The organism is Streptomyces sp. NPDC048473 (assembly GCF_043200155.1).
In the GTDB taxonomy this organism is placed as follows: domain Bacteria; phylum Actinomycetota; class Actinomycetes; order Streptomycetales; family Streptomycetaceae; genus Streptomyces.
Map to the genome: position 1 here is coordinate 1 of NZ_JBICXE010000105.1, position 10,549 is coordinate 10,549.

Here is a 10,549-nt window from a genome sequence, read left to right on the forward strand (position 1 = left end):
GCCCGCCCACACCCACGCATCAGCCAGGTCCCCACCCATAACAACACCAACGAGCGACCTGCCCAACCGTCACGCAAAACACCGTTGCAGTACTAAACGCCCTCGACGGCCGTCAGGAGCCCGCCAGAAACCTCAACAACGTGAGCTACACCGCTCGTTCGGGGGATCCGCATGAGTGTCTTCTGCTGGCCGGTGGAGATGTCGCAATCCACACCGAACCCAGAATGCCCGGACCCTTACTCGTTCAAGATCACCACACCGTGCGATAACCGTCACCAACCTCCGTGGACAGATCACCTAGGCGACGCGGCGGGCGCGGTGGCGGACTTCCCGGAGTCGGACCTCCGACGGGAGGCGGTCAAGGCCTGCCGAGTCCCGTGCGTGTGCGAGCGTTTCCCGGCTCAGTTGCTCTAGAGTCCGCGCCGGTTCCGCGTGAGGCTTTAGCAACAGCCGTACTCGTGCGGCCGGAGCAGCACGCCGACCCGTCAGCCGCACATGAGCCCGCGAGATCCCGTCCAGGACCTGCGCCTCTTCCTCGATTGCGTCCTCGAGCGCGCGGCCGTTGAGCCGGGCCGCCGCGTCGTCTTCGCTCTCGATGAGGACTTGGTCCAGCCGGTGTCTGCGCAGTTGCGCCAGAAGCCACCACAGGAGAACCGCCAGAAGCACGACGAGCACCGCAATGACGGCCGGCCACCACCAGTCCTCCTCCCGCCACCGGGTGCGTCCCTCGGTGCCCAGCACGACATCGTCCGGACCTCGGAAGGGCCACCAGCCCGGCACGCCGAACCCCCAGTGGCGCTGCAGATCCAGCCCACCCAGCAGCACGCCGCCACCCAGGGCGAACAGTCCAAGGCCGAGCAGCCCCAGCAGCACCCGGTTCACTGCCTTGAGCATGGGACACCTCATCCCTTCTTCGGGCGCCGGACACGCACGTCCAGCTTGGGCCGCTGGGCGAGACCCAAGTTCGTCACGGCTTCGCTCAGCGCGGCGTCCAGATCCGCGTGGACCTCGTTGAGATCGCGGAAATGTGCCTGTGCCCGGGCTTTGACCTTCCGGCGGCCGACATCGACCCGTGCCGATTGCACACCGGACACCCGTACAGCCCGGTCGCGCAGAATCAGGGCGGCTGCGTGGCGGTCGAGCCCGGCGCGGACCTCCTCTGTTCTGGGGATGCCGGTGGGCTGCCGCATGGGTAGCAGTCTGCGCAGTCCCGGCGTCACCGCCAGCAGGAAAAGCCACAGGCCAAGGGCCATCGCCACTGCGGCCCCGACGGTCATCCAGATGTCATGCAGTGGTCGTGTGGCCAGTTCCTCGGCGAGCCGCCGTCGCCAGCTCATCCCGGGCCGGTCTGCCCGCACCGAGACCACGTCGTACAGGAGCAGCCCAATGGCTGCGGCGGACAGCAACGCCACAATGGCTGCGGGGATCCGGCGCGCGGACCAGAAGCGGCGCGCCGACCGGCCCGCTTTATGGATCGCTGGCGTCGCGCCAGTGCCTGGGGGTTTGCGCGCGGACGAGGTTGCCTGTCCCGTACCGGAGGGAATGTCGCTATCGCCGGTCGGTTGCCGCCAGGTGTTCGCGCTCATCTCACTCTCTCCCGGTCTGTATGCCGCGAGTGCACCGAGTGCAGCCTTTCGACCGACACCGTGAGTTCGGGCACCTCCATGCCAGCCCATGTGCTGAGCCGTTCGATGACCTCGCGGCGCACCGCAGCGCACTGAGCCCCGATGTCGGACGGATAGCCCAGCTCCACGGCGATGCGCATCCGTACTTCGCCGAGCACGGTCGGACGGCTATCGGCAGGATTGCCGTCCCGTCCTGCGTCGTTCCGCTCCGGTGCCCGCCCCACAGACGTCGTCACGCGTGGTGTCCGGCGGCCGGGCGGTACATGGCTGGCAGACTCGGTGAACCGGCTCAGTGCCTCGCGAGCCACGTGGGAAGCGATCTTCGCAACGACACGGTCGGAGACGGTGGTCGTACCCCGCTCCCCGCGAGGAATGCCCCGGCGACGATCGACGTCACTGGTCACTGCCGCCAGTCCCCTTGAGCCTGCCGCCTGTCATCGCGCATCCGCTGATGGTCGTCACGGCGGCGGATGAAGTCACCCGGTTCGAGATCACCTTCCATCAAGCGCCCGGCGACAAGTCCGACGGCGCCCAGTACCAGCACCAGCAGGAAGGCCCAGAAACCACCGAAGTACCCGGCGAAGCCCAGTGCCATTCCGGCAATCAAGCCGACCACAGCCTTGCTCATCACGCGCTCCTTCGCTCAAGCGGGCTGCCCCCCTTGGCTACTGAACCCGCTGCCGCTGTTCCTCTTCGTCCTCCTCGTCGGGCAGATTCACATCGCTGACCGCGATATCGACTTCCACGACTTCCAGGCCCGCCATCCGCTCCACTGCAGAGATCACGTTTTCACGTACGTCACTGGCCACGTCCGTGATGGAAACGCCGTAGTCGACGACGATCTCCAGATCGATGGCCGCCTGTACCTCTCCCACCTCGACACTGACCCCACGCGTGACGGATTTGCCACTGCCGGCGCCGGGCATCCGCTCCCGCATGGATCCCATCGAGCGCGCAAATCCACTGCCCAGGGCATGGACACCGAGCACATCGCGCGCCGCCATTCCGGCAATCTTCTCTACCACCACGTCGGCGATAGTCGTCCGACCGCGAGAGCCGGGCGCACCGCCGTGCTTTACGCCGGTGTTCTCAGTCATCGGGCTATTCCTCCCTGAAGGAGATCACCTAGCACCCTTTGATCGGATTATAGTCGTTTTAGTGGGTTCTATCAGAGGTGCGGACCATGAGGCGGGGTGGCCCAACGAGTGGTACGAATGCCCCTGCCCAGAAGCCCCTGCGGAGTCGGGGCGCAGTGCGGGAGGAAGAGAACCGCGGCCATGGAAGAGGGTGAGAGGCCGGTGAAGACTGAGGCGTGGATGCAGGCAGTACGGCGCCACCTCGACCTGGGTCGGCTGCTCCCGCTGGGAGGGCCTGACGACGGGACGTGGATCACCGAGCAAGCGGCCGTCCGGGCCCTCGGGCGCACGGCCGCTGAGATTCCCGGCGTTTGGCTGGAGAGCCTGCGCATCGGACCGGCGTCGCTCGGGCCCGTGTCCGAGCCGTCCGTCCGTCCGCCGGCCAGCGCGCTGCCGCCTGGCCCGCTCAGGATCGAGGCCGCATTCACCGCATTCATGGGACAGCCACTGCCCCGGACCGCGGAGCAGCTGAGGAGCGTATTGCTCAACGTGGCCGCTGAACGGCTCGGCCTGGCCACCGTGGCAGTCGATCTGCACGTCACGGATCTCCATGAGGGCCCGGAGAGAGGCGTCTGGTCGCGGACCGAAGAGAGCGCCATGGGGCCCCCGCCGGAGTCTGCAGCCGCGCGAAGCTCGCTCCCAACGACCGGAACAGGACCCATGCGGGGCCCCATCGGGGAGCTGGCCGACGTCGCGGCGGCTGTTCCGGGCGTGGCCCGCCTCACCGCCGTGCTGGGAAGCCGCCCGGTCAAAGTGGAGCGCCATGACCATCCACCAGGCCAGCACATCGAGGTCCAGCTCGCGGTCGCCCGCGGCTACCATCCACTGGAAGTAGCCCGCGCCGCCCGGGCGGCGCTAGCCGACGCAGCCACCAGTGACACCTCGGGCCCAGTAACCATCGCCGTCCTCATCGCAGAAACCGCGGCCTGACTGTATTGATCACGAACGTTGTTGACACTGGGGCCGGCCGCATCTCCTTTCGCTTGGGCCGACCGGAGCATCCGCTCGAAGTTGCCGTCTTTGGCTCAGCGGTGGAAACGGTGTGCAGTGTGGTCCACGGGCCGTATCGCTCGGGCACCGCCAGGGTGCCCCGGTCCGGAGCTTCCTTGCGATCTCATTGAGCGCGTTGCGGTCGTTCAGTCGCTGCCGGAGCCGCAAGGACTCGGGCAGCAGCGACCGGACAAACTCCCGCTCGGAATCAGACAGTTCACGGCGACGTATCACCCGACCGTGGTCCGTCATTCGTGACGGCAGCCTCGCATGCTGGCTGGGTGGCTCACCGCAGGAGGAGGGGGAGGCCCGCTGGTTTGGCAGTCCGGATGTGTTGTTCGATTTGGCCGCGGCTTCCCACCAGCAGCGAGTCTGGTGCGAATCGCTGTGGCGATGGCTCGGGATCTGCCCACAGGACCTCTGGGGTCTGCCAGGGGGCTACTGGGGTCGCGGTGCCGTGCCTCCCACTCTGCGCGATTCTCCGCAGTTGTACCCATCGAAGGTGTGCGGGGTTCTGGCATGCGTGGGATACGCAGGTGCTCGGCGTCTTTCGGGTTGGACGGGGCGACGACGACACCCTTCGCGACGTCTTCCTCCATGGCGGCGATGCGGGGGAGGCTGCTTCGCTGTACGCCAGCAGCGTCGTATGTCAGCTGGTTACAGGTGGCTTCGCCCTCGGCTCCACCCGGGAGGTCATCCAGCTGCGCGGTGGCCTCGTTCCCGACTTCATCAGGCCCCGCATCCGGCGGCGATTCCAGCCCGGGGCTGTCCGCAAAATTTTGCAGTTCTGGATTCAGGGGCTTCGCAGCAGTGGAGGGCAGAGCGAGAGAGTGGCAGGCGCTGTCTTGGTCGGCAGCGGGAGGGGCGGGGCTGTGAGTTCCGCTCGCCGCGTCGGGCGCGGAGCGCGGCCGGCGCCCTGGCCGGCGGTGCGGGATCGGGCGCGGGCACTGTGATGGTGACGGGCGGTGGAACGTGGTCGGGGCCAGTGTGAGGGCATGAGCCTGCCACCGCCGCGCGGAGCCGACGCCCACCGTTACGAGTAGCCGTAATCCCGGCCGGCCCAAGGAAACCAGGGCCTGACGTGGCTGCGCCGGGGAGGTGAGTGCCGGGTCTGTCTTCGCGCGCAGGGCGCAGGTTTTGCGTCCATGGCCTGTTGTCTGGGTGTCTGCACCCTCCTTCTGAGGGGCGATGAACCCGAGGAAGAGGAAAGGGACTGTCATGGGACACGGCGGCAATGTGATCGCGGAGCTCACGGCTGATCATCGTGAGCTGGAGGCACTGTTCACGCAGATCGAAGCGCAGCCCGTCGACCATCCCCAGCGGCGCGAACTGGCGGACCGGCTGACCGCGGAACTGGTACGGCACTTGGTTGCCGAGGAGTTGCACCTGTATCGGGCGGTGCGCAAGCACGTATCGGACGGTGCGGCACTGGCGGACAAGCAACTCGCCGATCACACCAAAGTCGAGCAGATGCTCAAGGACCTCGAAGACCTGCACGTCGTTGATCCGCAGTTCAACGACATCGTCGCGAAGCTGAAGTTCGCGGTCGCCTCCCACGTGCGCGAGGAGGAGCACGAACTGTTCCCGAGACTCGCAGCGTCCCTCCCACCCGAGAAGCTGGACGAGCTGGGGCGGCTGGTGCGCCGGGCCAAGGAGATGGCCCCCACCCGCCCCCACCCCTGGCTCCCGAACACCCCGCCCGCCAACAAGCTGCTCGTGCCCGGGGTCGGGCTGGTGGACCGCGTACGCGACTTGCTCAGCGGCCGCACGACCACAGGCTGAACCAGGCCGCCAGCGTGCCTCGCCGTCCATCACGCCAGCAACTTTTCGGTGGCTCTGGCGCATGGTGAACCGGTCGCCGGAATCGGCTGCTGCTCACCTGGTGGCCCTCCGGCCGTTTGGACCCCGTACTTCGCCGTCAAGAAAGCGGACGAGACGGCGGGCCGGATCGGCGGGCGCGGCGCCACGCTCGCCGTGGGGCCGCTTCCTCTGGGCGAGGGCCGCGTCGGGATCGCTGCCGACCGTGCCGGTGCCGTGTTCGGATTCTGGGAAGGCCCGGGCCTGTCCTGGTCCGTGGGGCGGGGCAGTGCTCCAGCCCGGCTGGACCTGCAGACCCGCGATGCGTTCGAGGCCGCCATCTTCTACGCGAAGATCTTCGACTGGGCGCAACCGCCCGGCGGTTGCACAGCCGACTACGCGCCGGACCACGTCCTCATCCAGGCCGCGGGACACCCCGTCGCCACCCTGCGCGGCGGAGGTATCGAAACCGACCCGGATCCGAGAGTCCGGCCCCGGTGGATCGTGGACTACTGGGTTAACACGGCGAAGGTCGTGTCCAACTTCGTCGGTGTCTCACTACTGGAAGGAGTTACGTGCGCCGCTCTCAGGCGGAGCACTGATGACGTGTCTCGCTTGGCGAGTACGGCTTCTTGGCCCGAAGTGCATTCGTGCGGGTGACAGAGGTGGCGGTTGCATGACGCATCGGGCGCGCTGACTGATCCGAGTATGCCGCCGATATGATCATGGCCATGACGGCATCGGAACCAACCATTCTCGCGACCTCTGGGGGGCACCGCGCCGGAGGGCGCACCAGGGTGACGTTTGATTCCTTGGTGCATCACGCGGTTGATCTCTCGGGAGTCCACGGCCGCCGACCACGCATCATGTATGTCGGCACCGCGATCGGAGATGCCGAGCACTTCACGACCCGCATGAGCGAGGCCGCGCGGGTAGCCGGGTTCGACTTGACGCCGCTTCGCCTGTTCCCCATGCCCAACGTGGAGGATGTCGAAGGTGCGGTGCTCGATCAAGACGTCGTCTGGGTCATGGGCGGATCGGTAGCCAATCTGCTGGCGGTGTGGAGAGTCCACGGCCTAGACCGCATCATGCGCCGAGCCTGGGAGGCCGGCGTCGTGCTCAGTGGGGTCAGTGCGGGGTCCATCTGCTGGTTCCAGGGGGGCGCGACCGATTCGTTCGGACCAGAGCTGCGCCCGATCACGAACGCTCATTCATTCCTGCCCTATGGCAATGGCGTGCATTATGACTCGGACGCAGGTCGGCGTCCGCTGATCCATCAGCTTGTCGCGGACAGGACCCTGCCAACGGCTCACTGCACAGATGACGGAGTCGGTCTGGTCTACCGGGGAACGGAACTGGTTGAAGCGGTGGCAGAGGTTCCGGGGAAGGGTGCCTACTTGGTCATGCGCGAGGGTGACAGGGCGGTGGAGGAGCGCATCGAGCCCCGCAAACTGCCCACCGTGTCACTTTAATCAAGCTGGCGGCGGAGCCGCTGGAGCGCGTCGTCCTTGGCGGCCAGGACGGACAGAAGGAGCCGGTTCCGCTCCTTGAGCTCGTTGAATTCGGTGTGCGTGAGGGCGAGTTTGCTGGTGAGCCGCTGATTGAGTTCGCGCAACCGGGTGATGCGGGCCTCGCGCGGATCGGGCTGCTGGCCCGCCGCTTTTCGAATTCGTCCTTGAGGTGGCCCCGGGTCCGGTAGAGGGACGCGCGGGAGATGCCCGCCTCGCGGGCGAGCGTCTTGATGTCGCAGGCGCCGCCGTGCGGATGCGCCGCTCGATCTGGTCGTGCTGCTGGTGGCTGAATACCATGTCATCCGGCCTTTCCGGCTGCTTTGTCGATCTCCTCAAGGACTCGCATGGACCGTTCGTGCTCGGTCCGCAGCCGTTCCTTCTCCCCGGCCGGGATCCGGGGGCTAGCCAGCAGGACGGCGCCGTTGTCGGCCGTGGTCTGCCAGACGGAACAGTGAACGAGGTGGTGGGTGGCCTGCGGGCAGCGGGAGCTGCCACATAGCCCAGTCATCGGAGCTGCCGCGGATTTGGCACCGGCGAGCTTGAGACACAGCGCCTTCGCCGGGTCCTCGAACCAGCAGTAGTTCGCCGCGGACAGGTGCAGCACCGATGCCACTCCAGCCGCTCGTTCAACGGCCCCGACAGCCGACGGTCCGCGTACGTACCGAGCGCGGCCACCAGCTCCTGCCCCGTACCGAGCACTGCGACACGGTGCCGCCGCAGATGCACCAGCCAGTCCCGGGCCGCCAGCGCGTACGCCCGCCACGAGTTCGGCGACGGAGCCCCGCTCGACGGCAGCGTACGCAGCCAGGCGTTCACCGCCCGCGTCGCCCGCGGGCCGTCCTCGTCCTCGAATACGAAGTCGTCGTCGAACAGCACCGGCATCCGCGCGGGAATCAACGGCTCGCCACCGAGCCCCCAGGACTGCCAGCCCTCGGCAGAGAAGAAGTGCACCAACACGCGTCGGGACGGTAGGCCCGCGACACGCCCCTCATCAACTGCTAACGCCACGACCGATCAACGGGAGTTGAAGAATGTGAGACATGCCCAGAAAGCAGCGACAAGGAAGGAAGAGGAAGAGCACCAAGCGTGCTTACCGGACGCCAGCCCCCACCTTGGACTGGACGGTCGAGCAGGGCATCGGCGAAGGCCGTCGCGCGATCAGGCAGTGAGCCTGCCCGCCAAGGACAGCGCATTCACCTGCCGTTTCTGTCGTCCGGATACCGCGCTCGGCCCGCTGTGATGCGCTACGGCTCCGTATGTGATCACTCCCGCACCGCATGAGGATCGGTTTATGGACGGTGGCCCGGTTGCGCCCAGACCCCCTGCGCGGGGGTTGGCACCCTTCCCCGGTGCGCTTCCCGGCACACTGTAGGGTCTCGCCGCTCGTGTCCTACTACGACGCTGTGACCTGTGGCTTCTCGCGGTGTCTCACGCCGTGTCCAGCCGGTCAGTCTCACGATCGTGTCCGAATCCTTAGAGACGGCCGCGAGGGACAAGCGGCCGACCTGCGGAGTCTCACGAGAGGACACCGACATGGAACCGGGGGCGGCCACATCGAGGCGTGAAGGGCAGGTGTGGCAGGCAGGAGGCGGCTGACCGCGATCTCCCTCGGTGCGGAAATCGCCATACGGGCACTTCGACCCGACCTGGAGCAGGGGTGCCTGACGAGACCCGTATGGTGGCCTGCGATCCATTTGCACGCCGACATGGATGAGTCATCCTGTGAGTCGGAGGCGCGCAGCGGTAGGACCGGTCCGCTCAGTGGGTGTCTACGGCGAGCGCTGCGTCGATCTCTCGCAGGAAGGGTTCCAGATCATCTGGGCTGCGAGAGGTGATGAGCGTCCAGCCGTGAGAGTCGTCCTTGATGACCGGCTCGTCGTGCCATTCACCACCGGCATTGCCGATGTCTGTCCTCAGCGAGCGGTAGGACGTGAGTCTCTTACCTTTGATGACACCCGCTTCGACCAAGGTCCAGGGTCCGTGGCAGATGGCCGCTACGGGGCGACCGGACGACGTGAAGGAGCGGACGATCTCCGTCGCCGATTCCTGCCGACGCAGCGTATCGGCGTTCAACGTGCCACCCGGCACGAGCAGTAGGTCGTAATCGGCCGGGTCAACGTCGCTCAGAGTGAGTTCAGGTCGGATGGTCTTTCCGGGAGCCCTGTTGCCGACCAGGGTCTGAATATCGTCCGCCGACACGGCAGCGACATCCACATCGGCGCCCCAGCCCCGCAGGTGTTCGAGGGGCACCAGAAGTTCGTCCTGCTCAACGCCGTAGTTCGTGACGATTGCCAGCACCCTCCGCATGCTCACGTCGTTGTCAGACATTCCCAGGTCCTTTCGGGATGGAACGGTCTGTCTGGAGCGGTGTGCCGCGCGGATGCCTCGAATCCTTGCGCCCATAGCGGCCCTGCCAGGCCTCCCGGCCGGCGAGGACCGACCGGAAAGAGCGCCGGGCCGGAGCTTAACCGCCGCACTGATGCTCAAGGAGCTGCGTGGAGACTCGGCGCCGTATACCGCGCTGCGAGGGCCGTACGACAGAGCCGTGCCAGCGCGCACTCGTCCGCTCGCCGCTCATCATCGTACCGGCCGGTACGATCCGGGCTGCCACGCTGCCGACGTCCCGGAGCGTGACGCCGCCGTGCTCGTAGCGGACCTCGCAGCAGCCGGGCCGCAGGCCCACTCGAGTACCTTGCCGTGGAAGATTGCATCGGATGTCTTGACCAGCATGCGCGTCCGGCGCCCCAGCGGCGAGCGTACAGCGAGAAGCCGAAGCAGGAAGCCACTGCGCTGTTCCTCAGCACATGCGCTGATCAGGCAGATGAGGTTGCTGTTCCCGGCGTTCATCCATGTTCATCCAGGGGAGGCCCCGAGATCCGTGCTGAGCTGCCCCCTGGCGCAGGTCCTGGGTTCCACGAACTGCCCGACCGGCTAGAGCGCCGCCCTACGGCGACACCTCACCGATTGCGGCCTCAGATTGACCGGCGCAAGGTGGAGACGTCAACCCCCTCACAGTGAAGGACAGAAGTGTCATGGGTAAGGGAAAGGCGAAAGCTAAGCAAGTCAAGGGCAAGCTGAAGGAAACCGCTGGCGGTGCCATGGGCGACGAGCGTATGCAGGCAGAGGGCCGTAGCGAGCAAATGACGGGAAAGGCCCAGGAGACCGCAGCAAAGGCGGCTGAGCGGCTGAAGAAGTCCGGACAGTAGGGCCTTGATCGCAGCGAGGTCCGCGAACCCGGTGCTGGCCGCGCCGCCGGCTACCGGGCTGGCTGCGATGTCTTGCCGGACGGCCCGCCGGGCCCGGCCGCCGGTACTTCGGCTGTAGTCGTTGGGCACGCAGGAGACGCTCGGCCGGGTGTCCCGGCCGAGCGCCGCAGAAGCCTGAGCCGCAGCCGCGCCCAGGCGAAGGCAGAAGAGCTGGGGGTGAGTCTTCGCACGGTGCAGAGCCGGCGGTCGCGCTATGCCGCCAGGGGTTATGGGGGCTGGTCGAT

15 protein-coding genes are annotated in these 10,549 nt (G+C 66.9%); 5 read left to right on the forward strand and 10 right to left on the reverse strand.

Annotated elements, in window-relative coordinates; translation table 11 throughout:
- Window positions 1–297: 297 nt before the first annotated feature.
- From amaP to ACGFU7_RS46535, 5 genes are all read right to left on the reverse strand, one after another.
- Entirely contained in the window at window positions 298–894 is a 597-nt protein-coding gene (amaP, locus tag ACGFU7_RS46515; protein ID WP_393704720.1) for an alkaline shock response membrane anchor protein AmaP, read from the reverse strand.
- 8 nt (window positions 895–902) lie between these two features.
- Window positions 903–1,586, reverse strand: coding sequence for a DUF6286 domain-containing protein (locus tag ACGFU7_RS46520; protein WP_393704722.1), 684 nt, complete (start codon window positions 1,584–1,586; stop codon window positions 903–905).
- A complete protein-coding gene (locus ACGFU7_RS46525; protein ID WP_393704724.1) occupies window positions 1,583–1,861 on the reverse strand; it encodes a hypothetical protein in 279 nt (92 codons plus the stop codon). Before ACGFU7_RS46525 ends, ACGFU7_RS46520 begins: the two co-directional genes overlap by 4 nt.
- Before the next feature lie 164 nt (window positions 1,862–2,025).
- Window positions 2,026–2,253 (reverse strand): hypothetical protein, encoded by a 228-nt coding sequence (locus tag ACGFU7_RS46530; protein WP_393704726.1) that lies wholly within the window; start codon window positions 2,251–2,253, stop codon window positions 2,026–2,028.
- 37 nt (window positions 2,254–2,290) lie between these two features.
- A complete protein-coding gene (locus ACGFU7_RS46535) occupies window positions 2,291–2,722 on the reverse strand; it encodes an Asp23/Gls24 family envelope stress response protein (RefSeq protein ID WP_393704728.1) in 432 nt (143 codons plus the stop codon).
- Window positions 2,723–2,923: 201 nt separating this feature from the next.
- Between ACGFU7_RS46535 and ACGFU7_RS46540 the strand changes: the two genes are divergently transcribed.
- The 4 genes from ACGFU7_RS46540 to ACGFU7_RS46555 all read left to right on the forward strand — a co-directional run bounded on the left by ACGFU7_RS46540 (window position 2,924) and on the right by ACGFU7_RS46555 (window position 7,020).
- On the forward strand, window positions 2,924–3,691 hold the full coding sequence (locus ACGFU7_RS46540) for a hypothetical protein (protein WP_393704730.1): 768 nt from the start codon (window positions 2,924–2,926) through the stop codon (window positions 3,689–3,691).
- Window positions 3,692–4,969: 1,278 nt separating this feature from the next.
- On the forward strand, window positions 4,970–5,533 hold the full coding sequence (locus ACGFU7_RS46545; protein WP_393704731.1) for a hemerythrin domain-containing protein: 564 nt from the start codon (window positions 4,970–4,972) through the stop codon (window positions 5,531–5,533).
- A gap of 48 nt (window positions 5,534–5,581) precedes the next feature.
- Window positions 5,582–6,208, forward strand: a complete 627-nt coding sequence (locus tag ACGFU7_RS46550) for a VOC family protein (protein WP_393704733.1) — start codon at window positions 5,582–5,584, stop codon at window positions 6,206–6,208.
- 71 nt (window positions 6,209–6,279) lie between these two features.
- Entirely contained in the window at window positions 6,280–7,020 is a 741-nt protein-coding gene (locus ACGFU7_RS46555; protein WP_393704735.1) for a Type 1 glutamine amidotransferase-like domain-containing protein, read from the forward strand.
- Here ACGFU7_RS46555 and ACGFU7_RS46560 read toward each other — a convergent pair.
- The 5 genes from ACGFU7_RS46560 to ACGFU7_RS46580 form a co-directional block, all read right to left on the reverse strand.
- Window positions 7,017–7,163, reverse strand: a complete 147-nt coding sequence (locus ACGFU7_RS46560; RefSeq protein WP_393704737.1) for a hypothetical protein — start codon at window positions 7,161–7,163, stop codon at window positions 7,017–7,019. The genes ACGFU7_RS46555 and ACGFU7_RS46560 overlap by 4 nt on opposite strands.
- 194 nt (window positions 7,164–7,357) lie before the next feature.
- Entirely contained in the window at window positions 7,358–7,567 is a 210-nt protein-coding gene (locus ACGFU7_RS46565; protein ID WP_393704738.1) for a hypothetical protein, read from the reverse strand.
- On the reverse strand, window positions 7,564–8,016 hold the full coding sequence (locus ACGFU7_RS46570; protein ID WP_393704740.1) for a hypothetical protein: 453 nt from the start codon (window positions 8,014–8,016) through the stop codon (window positions 7,564–7,566). The genes ACGFU7_RS46565 and ACGFU7_RS46570 overlap by 4 nt, the downstream gene beginning before the upstream one ends.
- An 801-nt stretch (window positions 8,017–8,817) precedes the next feature.
- The gene (locus ACGFU7_RS46575) at window positions 8,818–9,387 is read right to left on the reverse strand and encodes a type 1 glutamine amidotransferase domain-containing protein (protein WP_393704742.1); all 570 of its coding nucleotides are present in this window, start codon (window positions 9,385–9,387) and stop codon (window positions 8,818–8,820) included.
- Between the two features lie 136 nt (window positions 9,388–9,523).
- Window positions 9,524–9,742: a hypothetical protein gene (locus ACGFU7_RS46580; RefSeq protein WP_393704743.1), complete on the reverse strand. Its 219-nt coding sequence runs from the start codon at window positions 9,740–9,742 to the stop codon at window positions 9,524–9,526.
- A 349-nt stretch (window positions 9,743–10,091) separates the two neighbouring features.
- On the opposite strand from ACGFU7_RS46580, the gene ACGFU7_RS46585 reads away from it, so the two are divergent.
- On the forward strand, window positions 10,092–10,265 hold the full coding sequence (locus ACGFU7_RS46585) for a CsbD family protein (protein WP_393704745.1): 174 nt from the start codon (window positions 10,092–10,094) through the stop codon (window positions 10,263–10,265).
- The last annotated feature ends 284 nt before the right edge of the window (window positions 10,266–10,549 follow it).

Bases quoted from the DNA above. Each gene is read 5' to 3' on its own strand.
- amaP (WP_393704720.1), bottom strand. From the start codon at position 894: ATGCTCAAGGCAGTGAACCGGGTGCTGCTGGGGCTGCTCGGCCTTGGA.
- ACGFU7_RS46520 (WP_393704722.1), bottom strand. From the start codon at position 1,586: ATGAGCGCGAACACCTGGCGGCAACCGACCGGCGATAGCGACATTCCC.
- ACGFU7_RS46530 (WP_393704726.1), bottom strand. From the start codon at position 2,253: ATGAGCAAGGCTGTGGTCGGCTTGATTGCCGGAATGGCACTGGGCTTC.
- ACGFU7_RS46535 (WP_393704728.1), bottom strand. From the start codon at position 2,722: ATGACTGAGAACACCGGCGTAAAGCACGGCGGTGCGCCCGGCTCTCGC.
- ACGFU7_RS46545 (WP_393704731.1), top strand. From the start codon at position 4,970: ATGGGACACGGCGGCAATGTGATCGCGGAGCTCACGGCTGATCATCGT.
- ACGFU7_RS46555 (WP_393704735.1), top strand. From the start codon at position 6,280: ATGACGGCATCGGAACCAACCATTCTCGCGACCTCTGGGGGGCACCGC.
- ACGFU7_RS46565 (WP_393704738.1), bottom strand. From the start codon at position 7,567: ATGACTGGGCTATGTGGCAGCTCCCGCTGCCCGCAGGCCACCCACCAC.
- ACGFU7_RS46575 (WP_393704742.1), bottom strand. From the start codon at position 9,387: ATGTCTGACAACGACGTGAGCATGCGGAGGGTGCTGGCAATCGTCACG.
- ACGFU7_RS46585 (WP_393704745.1), top strand. From the start codon at position 10,092: ATGGGTAAGGGAAAGGCGAAAGCTAAGCAAGTCAAGGGCAAGCTGAAG.